This window comes from Geomonas sp. (assembly GCF_056994735.1).
Map to the genome: position 1 here is coordinate 1 of NZ_JBXKJL010000128.1, position 25,587 is coordinate 25,587.

The 25,587-nt window shown below is 58.8% G+C and carries 15 protein-coding genes; 4 read left to right on the plus strand and 11 right to left on the minus strand.

What is annotated here, in order from left to right:
* Together AC11W3_RS06080 and AC11W3_RS06085 are read right to left on the minus strand one after the other, a co-directional pair.
* A partial coding sequence (locus AC11W3_RS06080) for a PocR ligand-binding domain-containing protein (RefSeq protein WP_484092656.1) occupies positions 1–2,450 on the minus strand: 2,450 nt, incomplete at its 3' end.
* Between the two features lie 210 nt (positions 2,451–2,660).
* Positions 2,661–3,047 (minus strand): DUF1622 domain-containing protein, encoded by a 387-nt coding sequence (locus AC11W3_RS06085; protein WP_484091801.1) that lies wholly within the window; start codon positions 3,045–3,047, stop codon positions 2,661–2,663.
* 227 nt (positions 3,048–3,274) lie between these two features.
* Between AC11W3_RS06085 and AC11W3_RS06090 the strand changes: the two genes are divergently transcribed.
* On the plus strand, positions 3,275–3,739 hold the full coding sequence (locus AC11W3_RS06090) for a L,D-transpeptidase family protein (RefSeq protein WP_484091824.1): 465 nt from the start codon (positions 3,275–3,277) through the stop codon (positions 3,737–3,739).
* A gap of 4 nt (positions 3,740–3,743) precedes the next feature.
* On the opposite strand, the gene AC11W3_RS06095 is transcribed toward AC11W3_RS06090, so the two are convergent.
* The 8 genes from AC11W3_RS06095 to mgtA form a co-directional block, all read right to left on the minus strand.
* A complete protein-coding gene (locus tag AC11W3_RS06095; RefSeq protein ID WP_484092657.1) occupies positions 3,744–4,523 on the minus strand; it encodes a L,D-transpeptidase family protein in 780 nt (259 codons plus the stop codon).
* A 178-nt stretch (positions 4,524–4,701) separates the two neighbouring features.
* Positions 4,702–5,040 carry a hypothetical protein gene (locus AC11W3_RS06100; RefSeq protein ID WP_484091803.1) on the minus strand — a complete coding sequence of 113 codons (339 nt, stop codon included), beginning with the start codon at positions 5,038–5,040 and terminating at the stop codon, positions 4,702–4,704.
* A 291-nt stretch (positions 5,041–5,331) separates the two neighbouring features.
* Complete coding sequence (locus AC11W3_RS06105; RefSeq protein ID WP_484091804.1) at positions 5,332–6,951, minus strand: NADP-dependent glyceraldehyde-3-phosphate dehydrogenase; 1,620 nt, start codon at positions 6,949–6,951, stop codon at positions 5,332–5,334.
* A 515-nt stretch (positions 6,952–7,466) separates the two neighbouring features.
* The gene (locus AC11W3_RS06110) at positions 7,467–7,982 is read right to left on the minus strand and encodes a sensor histidine kinase (protein ID WP_484092658.1); all 516 of its coding nucleotides are present in this window, start codon (positions 7,980–7,982) and stop codon (positions 7,467–7,469) included.
* Between the two features lie 108 nt (positions 7,983–8,090).
* Positions 8,091–9,107: a PAS domain S-box protein gene (locus tag AC11W3_RS06115; RefSeq protein WP_484091806.1), complete on the minus strand. Its 1,017-nt coding sequence runs from the start codon at positions 9,105–9,107 to the stop codon at positions 8,091–8,093.
* Positions 9,100–10,572, minus strand: coding sequence for an ATPase domain-containing protein (locus AC11W3_RS06120; protein WP_484091807.1), 1,473 nt, complete (start codon positions 10,570–10,572; stop codon positions 9,100–9,102). Before AC11W3_RS06120 ends, AC11W3_RS06115 begins: the two co-directional genes overlap by 8 nt.
* 321 nt (positions 10,573–10,893) lie before the next feature.
* Positions 10,894–11,718 (minus strand): YihY/virulence factor BrkB family protein, encoded by an 825-nt coding sequence (locus AC11W3_RS06125; protein ID WP_484091808.1) that lies wholly within the window; start codon positions 11,716–11,718, stop codon positions 10,894–10,896.
* Between the two features lie 37 nt (positions 11,719–11,755).
* On the minus strand, positions 11,756–14,302 hold the full coding sequence (gene mgtA / locus AC11W3_RS06130; protein ID WP_484091809.1) for a magnesium-translocating P-type ATPase: 2,547 nt from the start codon (positions 14,300–14,302) through the stop codon (positions 11,756–11,758).
* 419 nt (positions 14,303–14,721) lie between these two features.
* On the opposite strand from mgtA, the gene AC11W3_RS06135 reads away from it, so the two are divergent.
* Together AC11W3_RS06135 and AC11W3_RS06140 are read left to right on the plus strand one after the other, a co-directional pair.
* Entirely contained in the window at positions 14,722–15,048 is a 327-nt protein-coding gene (locus AC11W3_RS06135) for a hypothetical protein (RefSeq protein WP_484091810.1), read from the plus strand.
* A gap of 1 nt (position 15,049) precedes the next feature.
* Positions 15,050–15,541, plus strand: coding sequence for a DUF2141 domain-containing protein (locus tag AC11W3_RS06140; RefSeq protein WP_484091811.1), 492 nt, complete (start codon positions 15,050–15,052; stop codon positions 15,539–15,541).
* 76 nt (positions 15,542–15,617) lie between these two features.
* Here the strand turns inward: AC11W3_RS06140 and AC11W3_RS06145 are convergent, their stop codons facing one another.
* Complete coding sequence (locus tag AC11W3_RS06145) at positions 15,618–16,031, minus strand: hypothetical protein (protein ID WP_484091812.1); 414 nt, start codon at positions 16,029–16,031, stop codon at positions 15,618–15,620.
* A gap of 872 nt (positions 16,032–16,903) precedes the next feature.
* Between AC11W3_RS06145 and AC11W3_RS06150 the strand changes: the two genes are divergently transcribed.
* On the plus strand, positions 16,904–25,587 hold an 8,684-nt coding region (locus AC11W3_RS06150), incomplete at its 3' end, for a glycoside hydrolase family 94 protein (RefSeq protein WP_484092659.1).

Consider the following 25,587-nt stretch of genomic DNA (forward strand, 5'->3'; position numbering starts at 1 on the left):
GTGAACGGTTTTTGAATGAAGTGCACCCTTTCATCCAGCACCCCGCGATGGGCGATTACATCGGCCGTATACCCCGACATAAACAACATTTTCATGTGAGGATAGATTGACAGTAGCTTTTTACCGAGATCCCGTCCGTTCATCTCGGGCATGATCACGTCGGTCATGAGCATGTGAATCTCTCCCATGTTCTCTGTGGCCAACTGGATCGCCTCGCCGGGAGTGCTTGCCGCCAGAACGCGGTAGCCCTGTTTTTCAAGCATCGCGGTGGTGATTTCCAGGATGGCGACTTCATCTTCCACCAGCAGAATTGTCTCCTGGCCATGCGGAACCGATAACGTAGCACCTTCCGCAGGCGCTTCAATGTTGTCGCCTTCATAGCGGGGCAAATAGATAGAGAAGTTAGTGCCGTGTCCAGGTTCACTGTACGTACTTATGAAGCCGCTGTTCTGTTTGACGGCACCGTAAACCGTGGACAATCCAAGGCCGGTTCCTTTGCCTAATTCCTTGGTTGTGAAAAACGGCTCAAATATGTGCGAAAGGGTTTCCTTGTCCATGCCGCAGCCATCATCGCTAACGCTCAGCCGGACATAATCGCCGGGCACAGCATCCAGGCGCACTGCGCAGTAGTCCGCATCCAAGGTGCAGTTCTCCGTTTCGATGGTAATCCGACCGGTGCTTTCCATGGCGTCCCGGGCATTGACGCACAAGTTCGCCATTATCTGGTCAACCTGGGACGGATCTATCTTGACCAGCCAGAGATCCGACGCCGGTTGCCAAGCGAGATGGATATCTTCGGTGATGAGCCGTTGCAGCAACGAGAGCATCCCAGCCACGGTCTCATTCAGATCTATGACTTTGGGAACGACAGCTTGCTTGCGGGCGAAAGCGAGAAGCTGTCGCGTGAGGTCGGCCGAGCGTTCTGCCGCCTTGCGGATTTGAATGAGGTCGACACACACGGGGTGGGTTGGGTCCAAACGCGTGATCCCCAGTTCCGCATGACCAAGAATGACGCTCAGCATGTTGTTGAAATCGTGAGCTACACCACCGGCCAGACGTCCAACTGATTCCATCTTTTGGGCTTGCTGGAGCTGACTTTCAAGTTTGGCCTTCTCTTCCTCACTCCGCACCAAGTCAGTAACATCACCACTGATACCTATCATGCGCTCAGCGGTACCGTCTGCTCCAAAGATTACCAGTCCGTTTGCCTTGATATGCTTCACGGTGCCGTCCGGATGTATGACGCGGAAGTGTGTGTCGAACTCCTTTTCTCCGTTCAGTGCTGCCTGGCATTCAGCAAGCACTGTTTCCTTGTCCTCCGGGTGCACCACATTCATCCATGCATCAAAGCTGTTTGCCCCCCCGTAAAGTTCGATCATCCGGTCGTCCCAAACGATAGTCTTTTCTTTGACATTCCAGTCCCATACTCCAAGATGTGCCGACGAGGTGGCCAACTGAAGACGCCGGGTGAGATTTTCCATCTGTTCTTCAGCCCTCTTTCTTTCGCTGATGTCCTGAATGATCCAGATAGTCCCATCCTGCATATTTTCAGGACTAATTGAATGACCAGCAATAGAGCACCAAAAAAGTGATCCATCCTTCTTTTTCATCAGCGCATCTTGAGAGTAGGTGCCACCCTTGCAAAAGACTGAATATGCTTTTTCTCCTATGCGCTCATAAGAGTCCCTGTCAGGATAGAATTCCATCGTATCCAAAAGATGAGTTGTTCCGACTTGATAGCCTAAAATCAGGTCATGAGCATCATTCGCCCAGACTACCTTTCTATTATTAATAAAAGATATTCCGACAGGCGAGGCGTTAAGTATGGTTTTAAGTTCGAGCGCCAGCTTCCTGTGCCTCTCTTCGCTCTCACGTAATGACATTTCGACCTGCTCGCGTTCAGCAATCACACCGCGCAGTTCCAGGTTGACTTCTTCGAGCTCCTTCCGTGCAAGCCCCATTTCCCCGATCATTCCTACCAGAAGGGTGAAGAATTTCATCATCGACTCGATGGTGTCATCCGAAAAAATGGGGACCTCGTTGAGCGCATCAAGATAAGAATCCTTATCAAAGCCGAATTCTTCGGCCTGGCCGAGGAAAAAATCCCTGTCCGGCGCCTCGGTAAAAAATTGGCCGGTAAAGAAATTGGCCACATGTTCACCGCGAATCATGATGGGGACGGCGACATCGACCAAACCGTTTTTGCACCTGTAAATGTTATATGAGTGGCCATTTTCCAATCTGGCGGCAAGTATGGTGTCGCTTTCCCTGCAGCGGCGGGCCGTTGATTCATTGACTCGGTGAAACCTGGTACAGAGATCCTTCCATCCGGTAGCTATCAGAATTTCTCCGTCAAGATCCAAGATGGCGGTTACCGCCCCGTTAATCTTGGTGTAGCTTTCGCAGAGTTCCCTAAGTTTCTCTATATCCACAAGTTCGGATAATTTCATGGCTTCCTCACGGATACAAAAACGTTACCAGGTGCCAATAGGCCAAGCGACTGGCATTATTATACATGAACCGTCTTCGGCCTTGGGCACCATAAAAAATAGAGGGTTACGGGAAACCGTAGCTCTCTTTATTTGCGTCCTGAACCGAACGCCCGATTCTGCCCGGCAACCGTCCACGGCAGGTGCAATATTGGCTATCTTCTCCGGCAGTCAAATCTCTATATTGTTGTTGCCGGGAGTTTGAGGGAGGCAAGATTCCTCAGCACGCTGCCAAGGCCAGCGCCCTTCTATTTCCAACTGCATAGCCATACTGAGGAACGTACGAATCAAGACAATCAAGCCAAGTATAAGGACATTTTCCAATGTGGGCGCTACAACGACTGTCCGAATAATGTCGCCCGCGATGAGGAACTCAAGACCCAATAGGATAGCCCGTCCTAAGTCTTGCCGGAAAAGTCTGTATGGTTGCCCCGCCCACCCATGCTGGTTAATGATGAATCGGCCAATGGCAATTATCGCTCCGACAACTATCACAAGAACCCCAACGGCATCAACTGCAGTACCAACACCGCCCATCAACTCACTGTAGATTCCCATCACACTCCCCAAGACTAGAGATTAGTAGCTGGTCTAAGTATCACATACGGTATGCTTGCGGGCCTTCTCTTCAGTTCCTATTAAATTTGCCTTTAGACATCGTGTGTTAAGGGATATCATTATCTGGTGGATTTTATCCCGGAGCTTTTCCTAAACGGTGCCACATGTCTACGATTTCCACTTTGTCTCGCATCTTTTCTTTCCTCATCATGGCATTTGTCCTGGGCATGGTTGAGGTGCCTCTGCGTCATGCCACTGCCGCTGACCCACCTGTTCAACTCGTAGTCGTCTATAAAAGCCGGAACCTTATGCAACTACTTGCGGGAAACGAAGTGGTCCGCTCCTATCGGGTCGCACTGGGCAGAAATCCGCTCGGGCCCAAACAAAAGGCGGGCGACTGCCGGACTCCGGAAGGGACCTACATCATCGACCGTCATGAAAAGGACAGCAGGTATTACAAATCGCTCCACTTTTCGTACCCCAACAGCCAGGATCTCGACGCGGCAAAAAATAACGGTCATGCCCCTGGCGGGAACATCATGATTCACGGTCTTCCCAAAGGATATGAGGATCTTGCCGACATCCATTACAGAAAAAACTGGACCAAGGGATGCATCGCCGTGAACAACGCCCAGATGGACGAAATCTGGCGACTGGTCCCCGACGGCACGCCGATAATCATCAAGCCGTAACTTCCTAATCCCTTGTCACATCTGTTGGCATACCCGAACAGGCCAGCGCCGCGGCAATCAGCTTTACCAGGTTCACCTTCGACGTGAGCCCCTTCCTTTTCAGCAGCTCCAGTGCCTCCTGGTAGACGTCACCTTTGCCGTCTTCATGGATTTCCACCAGCACCCGTCCGTCCGCAGACGTCGCCTTTACCTGCTGCCGAACTATGGTTACGACGGTCCCGATTTTCACATTCCGGAACAGTTCGGTAATGTCCTCGGGATACAGATGAATGCAGCCATGGCTGACCTTCATGCCGATGCCGTAGGGGCGGTTTGTACCGTGAATGAGAACTGTACCAATGGACAGGCGCAGGGCGTGGGTACCGAGGGGGTTATCTGGTCCCGGAGGCACGGTTGCAGGAAGCTCCGGATTCTGAGCACGTATGGAGGCGGGCACGTTCCACACCGGATTTACCGTCTTTTCGATGATGCGGTAGGTACCGGTGGGCGTATCCCATCCCTCGTCGCCGATGCCTATGGGGAAGGTTTCGACAAGATCGCTATTACTGGAAAGAAAGTGGTAGAGGCGCATCTCTGACAGGTTGATGACGATCCCTGTGTGTCGCGGAACGTCTGGAAGAATCCATCGTCCCGGGATCGTGACCGTGCTCCCCTCCTGGGGGATAAATGGATCAACACCAGGATTGGCAGCTTCGATCTCGGTGGAGCCAACATCGTAGCGCACTGCCAGTTCAACGAGCGAATCGTCAGCAATGATGGTATGGGAACCGTCCGTTCCGCCCACACCTTGACGGAAGAGGATTTCAGCCCCGGTCGCGCACTGTTGGGATAGGCCCGCGCACCAGGTAAGACAGAGAAGCGTCGTCACTCGTAGAAGGTATGATCGGTGCACGGTATGAACTCAGTGTTCGCCCAGAGCTGCTCCGGATAGGGGGCAAGCCCCCTATCCGTGTGGTTTCCGACTATTTTTTCTGCTCGAGCCTGAAGATCTTTTCGGATTTTTTCGCCATTTGCTCGGCCTCTTTCGCGGCATTTTCAGCGCTCAGGGCCGCCGCTTTGGCATTCTCGGCATCGCCTGCGGCCTTGTTAGCAGCGTCCAGAGCCTGCTGGGCCTTGTTGTTAACCTGTGCAATGGCAGCCCTGTTGGCATCTGCCATGCCACCAATTTGGGAGACCTGAGCCTCGAGTTTACCAAGGCGCTCAGCCAACGGACCAACCTGGGTATGGACATAGTCATGCGTCGCGCACCCAGTCAGGTTTACCAGCACCATCACTCCGAGAAGACAGACGATTTTTTTCATCGCAAACCTCCAAGTTTTAATTAGAACAATACTATCTCAAGCCTTTTAGTTATCAAGATTCAGATTTCGAAAAAGTCAGACTGTCATCGTGAAATAAAAAGACCGGACGATGCCTTTGCATTTCTGCAATCGGGCACCTCCGGTCTCGACGGCCAGTGTCGCTCAATCTACTGATTATTTTGTCACATTGCCTGACAGGCGTGCTGCCGGTTCTCTAGCGCCGACGCCGGCTGACAGAGTTGCTACCACCCGCCTGCGCCACTTGTCAGGGCGCACTTTCCTGAGCTTCGGTCACAGCATGTAGTCGGTGGAGAGAAAGTGGGACTTTCTTTCCCTGACGATACCGGAGATGATCTCCCGGTTGGCCTCGGTTTCACGTGCGGCGACCACGATCCGGATGGAGAAGATGCGCAGGGCGTCGGCCACGGACTGGGTCCCCTCGGCGGAATTCTTCCGGCCGTTGAACGGGAACCCGTCGGGGCTCCGCTGGCACTTGCTGTTGATATTGATGCGGCAGACCTGGTTCACCAGGGCATCCACCAGCTGCGCGAGGGAATCGCCGTCTCGCCCGAAGATGCTCGCCTGCTGCCCGTAATTGGAGGCGACCACGTAATCGATCGGCTCCCGCAGGTCATCATAGGGGACCACCGGGATGACCGGCCCGAACTGCTCCTCGCCGTAAATCCGCATGCCGGGGGTCACCGGGTAGAGGAGCGCCGGGTAAAAGAAGGAACCACTGCGAGTGCCGCCGCCATCGTTCACGATGCTGGCTCCGTGCGCCTCGGCGTCCCGCAAGAGCCCCTCCAGGTAGTCAGGCTTTTCCGGCTCGGGGAGCGCTGTTATCGTTACACCCTCCTGCCAGGGCACCCCGCATCTCAGCGCCCCGATTCCGGCAGCCATCCGTTCCAGGAAGGGAGCGACGAGCTTCCGGTGCACGAAGATGATCTTAAGCGCGGTGCAGCGCTGGCCGTTGAAGCTGAGGGCTCCCTGCAGACATTCGTTCACCGCCAGATCGAGATCGGCGTCGGGGAGAATGATGGCCGGGTTCTTGGCATCCAGCCCGAGCACGCAGCGCAACCGGTGGGGACGGGGGTGGGTCGCGCGGAGCGCGTCGGCCACCTTGTGGGTCCCGATGAAGCCGAGCACGTCCACGCGTCCCGAGGCGAGCAGCGGTGAAAGCACCTCCTCGCCGTCGCCGTAGACCGTATTGACCACGCCCGGGGGGAAGGAATCGCGGAAGGCCTTCAAAAGCGGAGCAAAGAGCAGAATGCCGAAACGGGGGGGCTTCAGGACTATGGTGTTTCCCATGACCAGCGCCGGAATGAGAGTGGTGAAGGTCTCGTAGAGCGGAAAATTGTAGGGGCCCATGCAGAGCACGACGCCGAGCGGAGCGCGGCGGATCTGCCCGATGATTCCCTGCTGGATGACGAAGCGCGACGAGACCCGGTCCAGTTCCTTCAACGCCTCGAGGGTATCGCGGATGTAGGCGATCGCCCGGTCGAACTCCCCTTCCGCCTCCGCGAGCGATTTGCCGATCTCCCACATGAGGAGCTTGACGATCTCCCCGCGCTGCTCCTGCACGGCAGAGCTGAAGCGCTGCACGCTCTGTATCCGTTCCCCGACCGACATCGTGGGCCAGGTGCCCCGTCCGTTGCTGTAGGCCTGCACCGCGACGTCCAGGATCTCCAGGGCTGCCGCTACCGAAAGCAGGGGTGCCTCCCCTACCCGCTTCCGGGCCGATCCTCCCCCCGTCCGCACCTGGACCGGCGACAGAACCTCCTGCAACGGGCCGTCCCATTGGCGCAACTCCCCGTTGATCAGATAGTAATCCTGCAGGATCGGGGCATTGATGCGGTACTCTTCGGGGATCTCCTCTTCTGCCGGGGACAATGATGCAATCGTCTGTTTCACCTGGTTCTTCCCTTCACTAACTGCATGCGAACCTAAGTTCAGCTGTGCTGCAAAACGGCAAGCTCATGCGTTAATTTAGATAGTATCGTTCCATAGAGCTATAAGACAAAGGAGTGAGTCGGTCAACACTTTAATCTGCGGTAACGGCAGTTCATTGGCAACCCGGGAAGCTGCGCCCCGTCCACCGCGGCCTCTTCTGCCAGCGGAGAGCTGCCCCCCTCCCCTCTACAGATCTTCTTCGAATCGGAGCAATACTAGGGAAAATGCACGGAGTTCTGATGTGGGTATTGGACAAGGAAAACTTATTGGCGCTAATCTTCCGCTATGAGTTTGTCATCCCCGAATGCCCTTATCGGGGATCCAGATTTCACGTCGTTTAGGAGCTGGATTCCCGATCAGAATCGCTTCGGGAATGACGGTTTTGGAAGCTGGCGGGGGCTAATCAGGTAAGGAAAAGGGCTTGGCTAGCGCTGGGTCTCGCGGCGCCGAATTCTCGATGCATGGCCACCAGGGGATCAGACCTCGATCCTGAACTCGGCTCCTTCAGGGGTGTTGCGCACGGTAAGATGACCTTCCATGTTTTTTTCTATGATGGTTTTAGCCATGTACAATCCGACACCGGTTCCACGCTCCGGTCCTTTGGTGGTAAAGTAGGGATCGAAGATCCTGTCCATAATTTCCTCGGGAACACCGCCGGCATTGTCGGCGATGGTCGTCACGGCCCTGCCCCCTTCGGAAAAGACACGGATGGCTATCCGCGGCTTTTCCACATTCCGCTCCAGGCAAATGTCTCTTGCGTTCATCAGGATGTTGAGGAGAACCTGCGAGTATTCGTTGGCATAACCCTCTACGACCACGTCATCCTCTACCGAGATAGCGATCTCCACGTTGTACTCGCGGAAGCTTGCCTCAACGAGCTTGATGGTGTTGGTGATCACCTCGATTACCTTGAAGGGGACCTTCAGCTTTTCGGCTTTAAAGAAGTTCCTGAAGTCGTCCAGGGTCTGCGACATGTGCCTGATTACCCGCATCGTTTCGGCCGTTGCGGTGTCCAGATACTGCTGGTCGAAAATCCCCTGTTTATACCGGAAGGCTAATTCCTGCGCTATGAGCCCCAGGGAGTTCAGCGGTTGCCGCCACTAATGGGCGATAAATCCGATCATTTCTCCCATGGCCGCCAGCCGGCTCTGCTGCATAAGAAGTTGATCCTTCAAGCGAAGCTCCTCAACCCCGAGGAGGCGTTCCTCCGTTTCGGTCCGAAGGTTCTGTAGTGCCCGGGTCAACTCCTCCGTTCTTTCCTGGACGCGCACCTCGAGTTCATCCTTTGCCTCGTGCAGTTCCGATTCCGCCCGCTTGCGCTCTGTTATGTCGTTGATAAGGACGGCAACCTGCCTGCTCCCAGGTTCTCCCAGACGGAAGGCGTACACGTCAAACCATCGTTGCAGTTCTTCGGCTCGATTCTGAAAACGGACCGGCTGGCCGGTCAAAGCCACCTGCCCATAGCCCTCGAACCAATGCTCTTCGAAATTCGGCGCAAACTCGCGCATCGTCTTCCCCTCGGCATCGACCAGCCCGGTCTGTTTCTCGAAGGACGGGTTGGTCTCCAGAAAGCGGTAGTCGACCGGCCTGTCGTCTTCATCGAAGATCATCTCGATAACGCAGAAACCTTCATCGATGGAATCGAACAGGGTGCGATAGCGCGCTTCCGATTGATCGAGTGCCCGCAGATAGTCCCGCACCAGGTATTGGCGACGACGGCTGCGCAGAGCGGAACGGACGATTGCCACCAGCGTGTTCACCCGAACCGGTCTTTCGACCAGGGTCACGTCTCCCGGGAGGAGCAGCGCGGCACGGCCGGCCCGGGTCTCCGGGCCGCAGCGCAGCAGGACGATGATCGGCAGCTCCGACCAGGGAGGCTGACCGTCCAGGCTCCCTACCAGAAATTCCTTTGTGCGAAGGGAAAGGGATTCCTCGTCGAGGAGAAGTGCTCCCGCCCCCTTATCGATTTCCGCGCAGATCTCTTCCGGTGTGCCACAGATCATCGAGGCCACACCGATCTTCTCCAGGACGAGGGGAATCGAGGCGGCATCCCGGCTCTCCGCCAGGAGCGCGAGCACACGCAGGTCGTTGCCGTATGTCCCCTCTGCGTCAGACATCAAGGACCGGAACCCCCATCAGCACACCTTGCATTTCGACCAGGGGCTCGCCGATGACGATGCCATCCTTGCAAAAGGTCAGTTCACGTATCGACGCTTCGTGGGGTCCTCTCCTTTTCTTGACGACCGAGAGTGCGCGCCTGATATTGCCGCGGTGCTCGAAGTAACGGAGCAGGAGAATGGTGTCGGCAAGGTAACTGGCGTTTTTAAGTTCCAGCGCCTGTACACCGAAGACGCCGTGCTGCTCCACGGTGAGGAGCGTGGTAACCCCTTTGTGCGACAGGAAGGTCAAAAGCTCGTGAAGATGGATGGCCAGATACCTCTCGTCTGGCATGGCGTTGGCGTAGCCGCTCAGTGTGTCGATGACGATGGTCCGGGTACCTCTCTCCTCTACTTCCTGGCGAAGCCTCGCGGTAAACTCCCCGACGGAGAATTCGGCCGCGTCGATTTGGTGAAGCGTCAGCAGCCCCCTGTCGATAATGCCGTCAACAGCCATCCCGAGGCCCGCGGCGCGTTCACGGTATGCCTCCTCCGTCTCGTCGAAGAGGTACACCGCCACAGTTTCGCCGTTTTTTGCAGCAGCCACCACGTACTGGTTGGCCACCGTCGTTTTCCCCGTCCCGGAGGCCCCAATGATGGCCATGGTGCTTCCCTTCTCGAGTCCGCCGCCCAAAAGGAGGTCCAGCTGTGCGTTGCCGCTGGCAACCAGCTCCTTGGGCCTTTTCTCTCTGTGCTCCCCGGCTATCAGGGTGGGGAAGACGCGGATCCCTTCGGTGACGATCCTGAAGTCGTGCCAGCCGCTGCGGTAGGCCCTCCCCCTGATTTTCACGACCAAGAGCCTCCTCCTTATCGGACCGAATCCCAGTACCACCTGTTCGAGGTGAATGACCCCGTGGCACATGGTCTCCAGGTGCAGATCGACTTCACTTTGGCTGGCGCTGACATTGTTGATGAGGATAACCGTGCACTCTTCGGCCGCGAACTCCTTCCGCAAGGCGAGAATCAGGCGGCGGTAGCCTGTATCGCCCTCGGCGAGAAGCCGCAGGTCCGACAGCGAATCGATCACCAGACGCTTCGGGTTCAGCCGCGTGACCTCAGCCAGCAAAGCCTTCATCGCGTCCGCAGGTTCCGTTTCCGACGGGTGGAAAATCCTCCGCTCCGGCCCCTCGAGAATCTCCCGGCTGATTTCCACCGTGTGGACGCTGAAAAGGTCGGGGTCGAGGGTTATCCCGCCGGTTGCCGCCAGGGCGACGAAATCCTTTTCGGAGCTCCCCACCGCGATATAGAGGCAGCGTTCCCCTCTCCTGATGCCTTCGGCGATGAATTGCAGCGCGAAGGTCGTCTTGCCGGTGCCGGGGCTGCCGGAAAGGAGGTGCATCTTCCCGGCCGTGAAACCACCCCGCAGGATGTCGTCAAGGCCCTCGATGCCGGTCGGTGCGAGCTCTGGAGAAGTTTTTCCGTCCATGCATCCTCCTCATGGGTTGCGCAGCCTTTAATCATCATGGCCGCATCTCTGATGCTGCGGCAAAGCCTGCTCGATTTTTATGCCAAGGCAGGATGTCACATCAATTTGTCTATTCTATCAGCCGCTTTCTCCTTTTCCATAACAGGGATCGGGTGACTGCCATTGCCGGGATTTTGAGAGAATGAAAAAGGAGGCGCGCCACAATGAGCATCATTTGCTGAGACAGTGCAGTGTAAGACGAATGCATGGAGTTCCGCGCTTGATAAGAGAACGGAATCCGTTGAAAGATTTTGCTCATCTGAAGAAAGGGGGGAAAGAGGTTCAGGGTTTGCGCTCAAGTTCCGCAATGACCTGGGCTCCCAACAGCAGGATTACCGCAACAACCTCAATGCTGAGTAGGGCAACGACTGTAATGGCGATGGAGCCGTAAATGACATTCACCATGGATACGGCAGCGTAATACCAGATCAGCGCCCGGCGGGTGATCTCCCACAAAACAGCTGCGGTTATCCCGCCTATGAACGCGTGACTAAACCTGACCCGCGCCACGGGCATCACCAGGTAGAAGGAGATGAGTATCAGCACCTCGCCCACTATCCCCAGGATATAAAGTGCCTCCCCGGTAGCGCCTCCCAGGTTCAAACTCCAGCGGAGAAATGTCAAATGCCTGCTTTCAAGTGTCTCGATGGCACCCACAATGAACGACACCAGCACGATGCCCAGCCCCATCACGAAGATGTACGCATAAGGGATAATCGCGGACATGAGGAAGTTGCGGGGGCGGCGGCTGCCCAGCGGGGAAAAGATCACCGACATGGCGCTTTCAAGAATGGAAAAGGCTGTGGAGCTGAAAAAAAGCATGGCGAGAAAGCCGATGATACCTACGGCTTTACGATGTTCAAGGAATGCCCGCACCTGCTCGGTCAAAGTTGCCGCATAGCCGGGGATCAGCATTTCCAGGTACCTCGACAAGGTGTGAATCAACTGCCGTTCCTCTATAAAATTAGTCAGCACGATGAGGGCGAGTATGGACATGGGCACGATGGACAGCAGCGTATAATAGGCAACAGCGCCGGATAACATGAACCCCTGGTTGCGTCTGAAACCGCGCACTACCTGCAGTAAGAAACTGAAGAGACGGCTCATGGCTGGATTTTCTCCTGCATCAAGGGGAAGTAAAGAGTCACTCAGCGGCAAAGCGGCGGAAGAACCACCTCTTCATCCCTTCCACAGCCAGGAGGTAAGCCAGCAACATGGCGGTCAGGATCAGGAAAAAGAAAGCCGGCGGCGCCACGAAACCGAGATGCCTGCCGGCAGGGGTAAACGGCAGCAGCGCGGCCACCACCACGACCGTCAGCGAACAGGCGATCAGCCACGGGTTGGGGCGGCTCTTGAAGGGGGTTTTGCGGGTGCGGATGATGAAGATGACCAGCACCTGGGTGGCCATGGACTCGATGAACCAGCCGGTGTGGAAGAGCGCCTCTCCGGCATGGAAGACCGCCAGCATGACGTAGAAGGTGAGAAAGTCGAAAACCGAGCTGACCGGACCGATAACCAGCATGAAGTTGCGGATGAAGTTCATGTCCCAGTGCCTGGGACGGCTCAGGTAATCGTCGTCCACCCGGTCCAGCGGGATAGGAAGTTCGGATACGTCATAGAGGAGGTTGTTGAGCAGGATCTGCACCGGCAGCATGGGGAGGAAGGGGAGGAAGAGCGAGGCCCCGGCCATGGAGAACATGTTGCCGAAATTGGAGCTGGTGCCCATCATGATGTATTTCATGATGTTGCCGAAGGTGCGCCTTCCTTCCAGGACGCCGGCATGGAGCCCCCCCAGGTCCTGCTCCAACAGGATCATGTCCGCCGCGGCTTTCGCCACGTCGACCGCGCCGTCGACCGAAATGCCCACGTCGGCCGAATGGAGCGACGGGGCGTCATTGATACCGTCGCCGAGATAGCCCACCACATGGCCGCGCCGCTTGAGGGCGAGGATGACCCGGTTCTTCTGGGCGGGCGCCACGCGGCAGAAGAGGTTCACCTGCTCTGCCCGCGCCGCGAGTGCCGAATCGTCCAACTGCTGGATCTCTGCGCCGGTCAGCACCCCGGTCACGGGAAGGCCGAGTTCCGCGAAGATATGCTGGGTAACGAGTTCGTTGTCGCCGGTGATGATCTTGACCTCGACCCGGTCGGCGGCCAGTCCCGCCAGGGCCGCCTTGGCGCTTACCTTGGGCGGATCGAGGAAGGCCGCGTAGCCCGCAAAGACCAGTTCCGATTCATCGCCTACCACGGCATGAGGATGGTCCATCCCCACCTGTCGCGAGGCGATTCCCAGCACCCGGAAGCCCTCCCGACTCAAGGCCTCGAATTGCGCATTGATGCTTTCACGCGCCGCTTCGTCGAGAGGACGCGACTCCGCTTCCCCATCCGCCTCAAAGCGCACCGACAGCCGCAGGATCTCCTCGGGGGCACCTTTGACCACGAGGAGCCTCCCCGTGCCGTTGTCAAGGAGCACCGAAATCCGACGGCGCTCGAAGTCGAAAGGCACCTCATCTATCTTCTTCCAGCCGTTCGCATCGATCTCCCTGTGCTCCAGGATGGCGTCATCCAGGGTGCTCTTCAAACCGGTCTCGAAAAAGCTGTTGTAATAGGCCAGCTCCAGGACCCGCTGACTTTCCTTCCCCAGGGGGTTCAGGTGGCGTTCCAGATGGATGCGGGCCTCGGTCAGGGTGCCGGTCTTGTCGGTGCAGAAGACATCCATGCTACCGAGGTTGTGAATCGAGGCGAGCCTTTTCACGATCACCTTGCTGGCAGCCATGCGCAGTGCGCCCCGCGACAGGGTCACGGAGACCACCATGGGAAGGAGTTCGGGTGTGAGCCCCACCGCCAGGGCCACGGCAAAGAGGAACGATTCGAGCCAGGGCCGGTGAAAGTAGGCGTTTACCAACAGGACGAACAGGACGAGGAGCACCGTCATGCGCATGATGAGCAGCCCGAAACGGTGGGTCCCCTCCTCGAAGGCGGTGGGCGGGGCCTTGGCCAGAAGGGTGTCCGCAATCTCGCCCAGTTCCGTCTTCTCGCCGGTGCGGCACATCAGCACCTTGGCCGTGCCGCTCACGACCGATGTCCCCAGGAGCACGGTGTTGCCTGCATCGAGAACTTCGGTCTCCTCGGGGAGTTCAACCGGAGATTTTTCCACCGGAAAAGCTTCACCGGTCAAAAGGGCCTGGTTGACGAAAAAGTCCTTTGCCTCCAGAACCCGGCCGTCACAGGGGACCAGATCGCCCGCGGCGAGGAGCGCCACGTCTCCCGGCACCATCTCCGCGAGCGGAATCTCCAGGAGCTTTCCGTCGCGCAGCACCTGTCCGCGCACAGCCACCGACTGGCGCAGACGATCCGCTGCCTGCCCGGCCCGGTATTCCTGGACGAAGTCCAAAGACACGCTGATGAGGACGATGGTGCCGATGATGAAGAAGCTCGCGGCGTCGCCGGTAAAGGCGGAAAGGGCGCTGGCGGTAAGGAGGATGATGACCAGGGGGTTCTTGAATTTGGCGAGAAATTGCAGGATCGGCGCCTTTTTGTGTTCCCCGTGGATAAGGTTTGGGCCGAACCGGGCCAGCCGGAGGGCCGCCTCCTCGCTGCTCAGACCCTCTGTACTTGCGGCGAACTGTTCCAAGAGCGCCGAGACGGGGAGTTGCCAGAACGTCGAATCCTTTTTACCGGCAGGTGTAGGCATGATGGATTCTCTCCAGGGCTTACAGTCATTAACAGGCGAAACGTTCAAGCAAGTTGATCCTGCTGACACTTCGAACTTGCCGAGGTCCACAATGGCTTCGTATTGAAAGCCATGGGGGGAAACGGTTTGCAAAATTATAACTCTTCTTACTTCGATCTACTTGCTGTGTGGCCAAGATCTTGAAGAAGTGGTGAGAGGGGGTACCGGAATTCGACCTCTGGGGAAGCCAACAGGAGAGTTAATGGGAGGAATAGGACCGATCGTTGTCAACTGCCGTGTTCGTCATGCTGGCCCGTGATTTGCCGGCCGTGGCTGTGAGCGTGGAATCTTTTTTGTGATAAATTTAATCAATTGAAGCAAAGACGGATGGAGAGCGTAAGAATGACCGACCTTGACCCTAAAATTTACCGGAGGGGAAAATGGTGATCGAGAAACATATCGGTAAAACCGTTTTACTTAATATCAGGGAAGAATTCGCCTCCAGTAGCGGTAGCCTTATTCAATCAGAAGTAAATACGAAGCTTTTTTATGCCAAAGTTGTAGATTTCGACAGTTACGGATTGTGGGTTGAAAACCCTAAGTGGACAGTTTTCCCTAAAGACGGCGGTCCGTCAAAGAGTTACAAAATCAACTTTGTCATCCCCTGGCAGCAGATTATATCGGTGGCCACCTTTCCGGACAGAGTCTTTGAATCGGGCGAAATTTCGGACGAAAAGGGAATATCCTATATCGGCTTCGAGTCGTGAAATGAAACTTTCCTCAGCCGATAATTCTCAGTTACGGATCGCTATGGGATTGCTATATGTCGCATGGGTGGCAATGCTGATGTTGGTGGGTATTCCCGACCTTGCATTGGCCCAATCCAAATGCACTAGGATTCATGTGAAAATTCTTAACATAAGAAACAGCAATGGAACCGTAGCTTGTGCGCTTTTCGAATCACCAGTCGGCTTTCCCACCGAGTATCTGCACTCAGCGACGAATATTATGGTAATAAAAATTCGGAAGTCACAAGCGCGCTGCGACTTTGAAGACATCCCCCCGGGAAGGTATGCGCTGGCAGTAGTCCATGATGAGAATATGAACGGCAAGCTCGATACGAACAGGCTCGGCATCCCCAAGGAAGGCTATGGTTTTTCAAACAACGCAAAAGGCGTGATCGGTGCGCCATCGTTTTCTGCCGCCAGCTTTCCATACAACGGTCGGGAGCTGAAAATGACAATCAGCCTGCACTACTGAGCTTCATTTCTCTATAAAACTCTTCCCTGCATCCCTGTGCATCAGGTAACGATGAGAGCCGTCTTCTATTCCCAAATTAGTGTGGCGTGCTGCAGGACTTCAGCTTTCCATTTTCCAAGAGAGAAATCGATTCGAACTGCGCGCAGGTTTTGCCATCGATCTGTATGGTCTTGGAAAGATCGCAGGTATTCAATTTGCCCGATGGGTAGAAGCTGACTTGTCCATACTGGTTGCAAGTGATACGGCCATAATTGAAATAATCGCTTGTCACGCAGGCTTCAAGCTTTCCATTTTTGTACAGGCTGATGGGCGCATACTGTTTGCATTTTACGTCATTGATAGCAAAATCATCTTTTAGTGTGCATGATTTTAATTGACCGTTCGGGTGATAGTGTATTTCACCTGTACTGCAAATTGATTGATCAACACCCAAACATATTCCGACATCGGTTAAGAATATAATGCCCAGCATGAGAGTTGCGTACTTCATGATTTCCTCCTTTTGGCCCTCCACCGATCGTCGATGAAACAAAGCTTCCAGGCCCCTACGGCCGGGAAGCCGATGACGTAGCCATCCGTGGCTCGTGGAAATGGTCACTCTACCGCAACCTCGAACTCGAGCCGGTTCCCGGGTCCCTCTCCCTTCTCCGCCCCCGGTAAATATCCCGGACAGTCTGAATCTTTCCCCTCCATGACTCCAATAAGTTCGATCTCGGCTTCAGGTCAGCATTGTATCTGGGCTGACCTTTTACAAACATATCCATAATCTGTGAAAAGCGGGCACAGAGAAACAACCGTCAACAACAGTGTAAACACTTTTTTCATAGTTCCTCCAACATATCTGAGTTGCCAAATAAACTACGAATTCTCTCAGCATGCCGCCCCCTACCGTTGATGGCTGCACTTAAAGATAATTGTAAGTTGGCCAATAAATACTGTCAAACCAATGGCAGAGATTTTATCAGGTAAGTGGTTGTAATAAATACGGAGCTATGTCCAAAACAAAGGTACTGCAACACCATAGGACATTCCCCCTTTGCAAAGGGGATCGAGGGGGATTTTGCCAGCTCAAACAAACCAAATCCCCCTTCCCCCCTTTGTCAAGGGGGGGGAAGGGCACAGCCTTTTTTTGGGAGATAGTTCCGTGATCATAAGGGGGACGGCCCACGGCTTAAAGGATCCTGCGCGTTGACTCATACGGATAAATTTGCAACTTCTGATAAGCTTTTATCTATTTGCTGAAGGAAGGACGAGGGAGGGGGGCAATGGCTCCCTGGCACCGCATCAAGACAAGTAGGCATCCGTGATCCCGAAAGAAACAGGGATTATCCTCGCCGCATTTCTCTGACGCAAGGAGACATGATGAAACTGATAGATCGAATCTCCAACGTTCTTCAACTTCCGCGGATCTTCAGCGACCCTTTCGTCGTCTTCGAAGACCCGATCCGCTACGAGGTATTCAGCGCAGAGCGCCTGGAGGAGCACGGAGAAGGCCTCGCGGCCAAACAGAAGGTCACCGAGGACCCTCGCCGGGGTCGCAGGCTCACGGCTCGCGTTCAGGAAAACGGCCGCGTCCTCCTGGCCTCGTACCACGCCGTCGCCGAAACGGTCCGCGAAGAGCGCGCCATCACCCCGCCCGCCGAATGGCTCCTCGACAACTTTCACATAGTTGACAATCAGCTGCGGGACATACATGACCACCTCCCTTCAAGGTACTACCGGGAACTCCCAAAGCTCGCCGGAGGGCCGCTCCAGAAGTACCCCCGCGTCTACGAACTCGCCTGGTCCTTTGTCGCCCATACGGACAGCCGATTCGACCCGGAGTTGCTGATCCGCTTCGTCCAGGCCTACCAGCGCGTCCAGCCCCTTAGCATCGGCGAGTTGTGGGCCGTTCCCATCACCCTGCGTATCGTGCTCATCGAGAACCTGCGCCGCATCGCGGTACGTATCGTAGGTTCGCAAAGAGCGCGACGCGAAGCGGACTGGATCGCCGACGACCTGCTCGGCATCAGCGGACGTTCGCTCCAGGCCGCCAGGAATGCCATGCGGGGTATGGAGGAGAGTCCGCTCCCCATGGCCTTCGCCGTGCAACTGGTGCAGCGGCTGCGCAACCAGGGAGACGAGGCCGCCCTCGCCGTGCAGTGGCTCATGGAAAGGCTGGCGGCACAGGGAACGACCCCAGACGAAGTCGTCCTTCAGGAACACAGCCTCCAGTCGGCTGACAACGTGACGGTACGTAACATCATCACGGGCATGCGGCTTATCTCCGCCTATTCCTGGAATGTCTTCTTCGAAGAGGTCAGCCTGGTGGACGAAGTCTTACGCGCCGATTCCCTCTTCGCAGAGATGGATTTTGTCACCCGAGATCGTTACCGGCACGGGCTCGAAGATCTGGCAAAGGGCGCGCGGCGCCAGGAACTCGAAGTTGCCCGGCTTGTCATCGCCAAGTCTGAAAAGGCTCGCATGAATGCCGGCCAGAGCGAGGAGGCGGCCGACTGGCGTCTCATGGATCCCGGTTATTACCTGATCTCCAAGGGACGGACGGCCTTCGAGGCGGAGATCGGCTTTCGCCCGTCGCCAGGCCGCAGAGTCCTGCGCTGGTACATGGCCCGGGCAACACCTGCCTATTTCGGCAGCGTAGTGCTCGCGACCCTTCTCCTGGCGGCCTTTCCCATGCTGGAAACCGTCCGGGCTGAGCTTTCGCCGGCGTGGCTTGGCCTGTTCGGCGTACTGGCGCTTCTTCCCGCTTCCGACATGGCGGTCATGCTGGTAAACCGGTTCCTGACCGCGCAGATCGGACCGCGCCACCTTCCCCGGCTCGAACTTGCCGGCGGAATCCCATCCACCTTGCGCACCTTCGTGGCCGTGCCAACCCTTCTCGTCAACGAAGCCGAAACCAAAGAGCAGATCGGACTCCTCGAGGTGCACTACCTGGCGAATCCGGACGGCGACGTCCGCTTCGCCCTCCTGACCGACTGGCCCGACGCGGACGCCGAAATACTCCCCGGCGACAACGAGCTTCTCGGCTTCGCGGCCCTGCGGATCGAGCAGCTCAATGCGCGGCACGGACCCGCACCGGACGGAGGAACGCGGTTTTTCCTCTTGCACCGCAGACGCATCTGGAACGAGCGTGAGGGGAAATGGATGGGATGGGAGCGCAAACGCGGCAAGCTCCACGAATTTAACCTTCTGCTGCGGGGGGCCGCAGATACCAGCTTCATCCCCGTCAACGGCTCCCCCACGGTGCTCCCGTCCGATGTACGCTACGTCATCGCCCTGGACGCGGACACCAGGCTGCCGGTCAAAACGGTGAGCGAGCTCGTAGGCTCCATGGCCCACCCCCTGAACCTCCCCCGCTTCGACGAGCGCCTGGGGCGCGTGGTGGAAGGGTACGGGGTGCTCCAGCCGCGCATCGTCCCCTCCTTTCCCACCCGTCGCGACCGCTCCCTCTATCACCGCCTCTTTACCGGGCCGTGCGGAGTGGACCCTTACGCCTTCGCGGTTTCGGACATCTATCAGGACCTCTTCGGCGAAGGGTCGTTTACCGGCAAGGGAATCTATGACGTGGACGCCTTGGAGGTCGCCCTCGCGGGACGCATACCGGCAAACACCATACTGAGCCATGACCTGTTCGAGGGGATTTTCGCCCGCTGCGGCCTGGCCAGCGACATCACGCTCTTCGAGGAGTTCCCCTCCCATGCGGAGGTAGCCGCCTCCCGCCACCACCGCTGGGCAAGGGGGGACTGGCAGCTCCTCCCCTGGATTTTCGGTAAACGGGGCAAGGATATCCCCATCATCGGACGCTGGAAGATGATCGACAACCTGCGGCGTTCCCTCTCGGCGCCGGGACTGCTCTTTCTGCTCCTTGCCTCCTGGCTCGTCCCCGCGGCTCCGCGCTCGGTCTGGGCGCTCTTCGTCCTCGCGGATCTCGCCTGCGGGCCGCTTATCTCGCTCATCACCGGACTGTTGCCGCGCCGCCGCGGCATTTCCACGAGGAAGCACCTGCGTGCGGTCTTAGGCGACCTCCTTGACGGCCTCGGACATACGGCCGCCTCCCTGACGCTTCTGGCCCATCAGGCCTGGCTCATGCTGGATGCCGTGGGGAGGACCCTGGTGCGTCTCTTCATCACCCGGCGAAGGCTCCTCGAATGGGTCACAGCCGCCCAGGCGAAAAAGAAATCTTGCCACTCTTGCCGCTTCTTTTTCCGGCGCATGCTCGGCGCCGAAATCATTGCCTTCGCCTCTTTGCTCATGACGGCGATCCTCGACCCTGAAGCACTTGCCTCGGCCTCCCCCTTCATCATCCTTTGGTTCATCTCCCCCCTCGTTGCGCTAAGGATCAGCATGCCCCCCGCGACCAAACCGGTCGAGATCCTGCCGGCGGAAGACGTGACGCTCCTGCGCCTGGTCGCCCGGCGGACCTGGCGATTCTTCACCACCTTCGTGACCGCCGCGGATCACTGGCTCCCCCCCGACAATTTCCAGGAAGAGCCGCATCCGGTCATCGCCCATCGCAGCTCACCGACCAATTTCGGCCTGTATCTCCTCTCGGTCGTCGCAGCCCGTGATTTCGGCTGGATCGGCCTCTCCGCCGCGGCGGACAGGCTGGAAGACAGCCTGGAGACGCTGGAGAGCCTCCCCCGTTTCCGGGGACATTTTTATAACTGGTATGAAACCCGGGAACTGCGAACGCTCGAACCGAAGTACATTTCATCGGTCGACAGCGGCAATCTTGCCGGTCACCTCCTCGCGCTCTCCCAGGCATGCAAGGAGATGACGAGGGCCCCCATCTTATCCCCCGCCGCCCAACCTGGCTGCTGCGATACCGCGCGTCTCCTTCGCCTTGCCCTGCAGGGGCTGGGAAAAGAACGGGCCGTGCCGCGCCTGCTCGAAATTATGACCGAGCTGGAGTCCCGCGTCGTCCAGGCGCCGCCGGCCGATTTCGCCGCAGTCGCCTCCTTCTGGGACTCGCTGGAGGCCAAGGCTGAGGGGGTAGTCCAGGCAGTCCGGTCCGTAGCGGAAGAAACCGCGGCGGGTGAAACGAGCGAGGCTGCCGCCTGGGCGGAGCTTCTTCGGGACGACGTCAGAAGCCACCGGCGCGACCTCGACCTTCTCCTCCCTTGGGGGCGGCTGGTGGGAAAATGGATGCCGGTCGAAAAGGAACTCGCCGGCGAAGAACAGGTGCTCTGGAGCGCCTTCCGCGACCTCCTCGCGCCCGGCATAGCGTTGACGCGCATGCCCGAGCTCTGCGAAGCCGCCGTCGAGAAGCTCCTCAGGCTCCAGGCGTCCAGCAGCGACAAAGAGCTGAACGCGCGTCTCGACGCCCTGGTCAAGGCCTTCGAAGGGTCGCGGGAGAGCTGCGGCATGCTCGTGAAACGGCTCGACGGGATCGCCCGGAGGGCGCGGCGTCTCTTCGACGAGATGGATTTCAGCTTCCTCTTCGACCCGGGGTGCCGGCTCTTTTCGATCGGCTACCGTGCCGATGACGGACGCCTCGACCCGAGCTTCTATGATCTCCTCGCCTCGGAAGCGCGTCTTACCAGCTTCATCGCCGTCGCCAAGGGGGAAGCCCCCCCTTCCCACTGGTTCCGGCTAAACCGGACGCTGGTCCCCGCGGGGAAGGGCGCCGCCCTGGTCTCGTGGTCCGGCTCCATGTTCGAGTACCTGATGCCTTCCCTGATCATGTTCACACCGCGCGGCAGCCTGCTGGACCGGACCTGCCGGTTTGCCGTCGCGCGCCAGATCGGCTACGGGAAAGAGAACGGCGTGCCGTGGGGGATATCGGAATCCGCCTACAACATCCGCGACCTCTCCTTTGCCTACCAGTATTCGGCCTTCGGCATCCCCGGCCTGGGGCTAAAGCGCGGCCTAGGCCAGGACCTCGTCATCGCCCCCTACGCCACGGTGCTGGCGGCGATGTATGCCCCCGCCGCCGCGGCGCACAACCTAAGGCTGCTCGACGAGGCAGGGGGGCGTGGACCTTACAGCTTCTACGAAGCGCTCGATTTCACCCGCGAGAGACTCCCGGAAGGGGCGAGGGCAGCAGTGATCAGGGCGTACATGGCGCACCACCAGGGGATGTCGCTCGTGGCTCTGGACAACGTCATCCACGGCGGCATCATGCGGCACCGCTTCCACCGCGAGCCGATCATCCATGCGGCCGAGCTCCTCCTCCAGGAACGGATGCCCCGCGACGTCGGCGTGGCCCGCCCGCTCGCCGACCAGGTCCAGACCGCCAGGGTCTGGGAGGCGGTCCAGCCCGTGCTGCGCCGCTTCAACTCCCCCTACCACCGCCTCCCCTCGACCCACCTCCTCTCCAACGGCCGCTACGCCGTCATGGTCACCGCCGCCGGCTCCGGCTACAGCCGCTGGCGGGACATCGCCGTCACGCGCTGGCGCGAGGACGTGACCCGGGACGCCTGGGGGAGCTATATCTTCCTGCGCGACACGGAAAGCGGGGGGGTGTGGTCCGCAGCCTACCAGCCGACCGGTTCGGAGCCGAAGCAGTACGAGGTGACCTTCGCCGAGGACAGGGCGCGCATCACCCGGCACGACGGAACGCTGACCACCACCCTGGAGATCATCCTGTCGCCTGAGGACGACGCCGAGCTCCGCCGCCTTTCCATCACCAACAAAGGGAGCTTGCCCCGGGAGATCGAGGTCACCTCCTACGCCGAGGTCGTGCTCGCTCCCCAGGGCGCCGACACAGCCCATCCGGCCTTCTCCAACCTGTTCGTCCGGACGGAATACCATCACGATGTCAGCGGACTTCTGGCCCACCGCAGCCCGCGCTCCGCGGAGGACCCCCACGTCTGGGCCGCCCACGTGGTCGCCGTGGAGGGGGGAACCATCGGCGGCATAGAGTACGAGACGGACCGGATGCGTTTCCTCGGGCGGGGCCAGACGATCCGCAGGCCGTTTTCCATCATGGACGGGCGCCCCCTGTCCAACACGGTCGGTCCCGTCCTCGACCCGATCTTCAGCCTCCGCGCCAGGGCGCGGGTCGAACCGGGAACGACGAGCCACATCACCTTCTCGACCATGGTCGCCGCGACCAGCGAGGAGATCCTTCTCCTGGCCGACAAGTACCACGACCCGGCCTCCTTCGAGCGGACCACGACCCTCGTCTGGACCCATTCCCAGATCCAGCTCCACTACCTGGGGATCGAGCGGGGCGAGGCCCACCTCTTCCAGCATCTGGCCAACCGCCTCCTCTATTCGGACCCCGCCATGCGCCCGCGCGACGAGTTCCTGAAACTGAGCGTCCTCAACGTTACCGATCTCTGGAAATTCGGGATATCGGGGGATTATCCCATCGTCCTCGTGCGCATCGATGACGTCGACGACAGGGGGATCGTCCGTCAGTTGCTGCGAGCCCATGAGTACTGGCGGCTGAAATTCCTGGCAGTGGACCTCGTCATCCTGAACGAAAAAGAGACCTCCTACACCCAGGAGTTGCAGCACTCCCTGGAGGGCATGGTGAGCACAAGCCTTGCCGGAGGCCGTGCCCTGCAGGAAAACCGCGGCAGGATCTTCGTCCTGCGCGCCGACCTCCTGAGCCCCGACGAACGGCTCTTGCTGCAGACGGCCCCCCGCATCGTGCTCGCAGCCCGGGACGGTAGCCTCACCGAACAGGTCATGCGCATGCGCCATCAGGAGGAGCGGACGGTCCACCCGGCGCGCCGCCAGTTCCCCAGGCACCCCTCCGAATCGGCCGCTCTCGAAGCGCCACCGCTGGAGTTGTTCAACGGCCTCGGCGGTTTTGCGCAAGAGGGGCGGGAATACGTGATCGTTTTGGGCCGGGGGCAGCAGACGCCGGCCCCGTGGATCAACGTCGTCGCCAACGAAAGCTTCGGTTTCCAGGTCTCCGAGTCGGGTGCAGGCTATACCTGGTCCCTCAACAGCCGCGAGAACCAGCTCACCCCCTGGTCCAACGACCCGGTATCCGACCCCTCCGGCGAGGCCTTTTACCTCCGCGACCGCGACAGCGGCGCTATCTGGAGCCCGACCGCACTGCCGATACGGGTCGAAAGCGCCAGCTACATCGCGCGGCACGGCCAGGGATACAGCCGGTTCGAACACCTCTCCCACGGCGTCTGGAGCGAACTGACGCAGTTCGTCAGTCCGACCGACCCGGTCAAGATATCCCTCCTGGCCCTGGAGAACCGTTCATCAGGGGAGCGCAGGCTTTCCGTGACCGCCTATCTCGAATGGGTCCTGGGCTTCACGCGTACGGTTTCCGCCCCCTATATCGTCACCGCCATGGATGACGAGACCGGGGCCATGTTCGCCAGAAACCCATGGCATGCCGAATTCGGCGGCAGGATCGCCTTCGTCGATCTCGCAGGGCGCCAGAGCTCATGGACCGCCGACCGGATCGAATTCGTCGGAAGAAACGGCTCCCTGGAGCAGCCGGCGGGGCTCGTCAAAGACACGGCTCTAAGCGGCAGGACGGGGGCCGGTCTCGACCCGTGCAGCGCGCTCCAGACCAGGGTCGACATCGCCCCGGGCGAACGTGTGGAACTGGTTCTGCTCCTCGGGCAGGCCAGGGACCAGGCGGAGGCTCGCGGGTTGATCAGGCGCTGGCGCGCGCTCGACCCCCGGCAAGAGCTGGCGGCGGTGCTGGAAAAGTGGGAGGAGAAACTCGGCAAGGTCCAGGTCAGGACCCCCGACCGGGCCACGGACCTCATGCTGAACCGCTGGTTCCTCTACCAGACCCTTGTCTGCCGCTTTTGGGCCCGGTCGGCGTTCTACCAGGCCGGCGGGGCCTACGGCTTCCGCGACCAACTCCAGGACGGCATGGCCCTCGCCGTGGCCGACCCGGCCCTGGTCCGCACCCACATCGTCAGGGCTTCCGGGCGCCAGTTCCGGGAGGGCGACGTGCAGCACTGGTGGCACCCTCCGACGGGACGGGGGGTCCGCACCCATTTCTCCGACGATCTCGTCTGGCTTCCTTACACCGTTTCCAACTATCTCGAGGTGACCGCAGATGCGAGCGTCCTCGACGAACAGGCATCCTTCCTGGAGGGGGAAGAGATCCCCCCTGAACGCGAAGACGCCTATTTCGAGCCTCGCGTCTCGCAGGAGTCGGCAACCGTCTACGAGCACTGCGCACGCGCCCTCGACCTGCGCCTGGAAACGGGGGAGCACGGCCTTCCGCTGATGGGAACAGGGGACTGGAACGACGGCATGAATCGCGTCGGACACCAAGGGCGCGGCGAAAGTGTTTGGCTCGCCTGGTTCCTCCACGCCGCTCTTTCCCTGTTCGTCCCGGTGGCAGCGGGGCGGGGCGAACAGGAACGGGCGAAGCGGTGGCGTGCGCACGCGGCCCGTTTAAAAGAGGCCCTGGAAAAAGAAGCGTGGGACGGCGCGTGGTACCGGCGCGCCTACTATGACGACGGCACGCCGCTCGGTTCGGCGTCCAACACCGAATGCCGGATCGACTCCATCGCCCAGAACTGGGGGGTCATCTCCGGGGCGGCCGACCCGGAGCGGGCAAGGCGGGCCATGCAATCGGTCGATGAATACCTGGTCCGGCCGGGGGATGAGCTTGTCCTTTTATTCACGCCCCCGTTCGACAAGACCCCTCACGACCCGGGCTACATCAAGGGGTACCTCCCCGGCATCCGCGAAAATGGCGGCCAGTATACCCACGCCGCCGCATGGTCCGCGATCGCCTTTGCCATGCAGGGTAACGGTGACAAGGCCCATGAACTCTTTGCCTTGATCAATCCGGTGAACCACGCCGCCAACCGCAACGGGGTGCACCGTTTCAAGGTGGAGCCTTACGTGGCGGTGGCGGACGTCTACTCGGAACCGCCGCATGTAGGGAGGGGGGGGTGGAGCTGGTATACCGGCTCATCTGGCTGGCTCTACCGCGCGGGGGTGGAGTGGATCCTGGGGCTTGCCGTGCGAGGGGAAGCCCTGCGCCTGGACCCGTGCATCCCCCGCGCCTGGCAGGGCTTCAGCATAAGCTATCGGCACGGGACGGCACGCTATGAGATAACCGTGGAAAACCCGAACGGGGTCATGCGGGGGATCGTCAG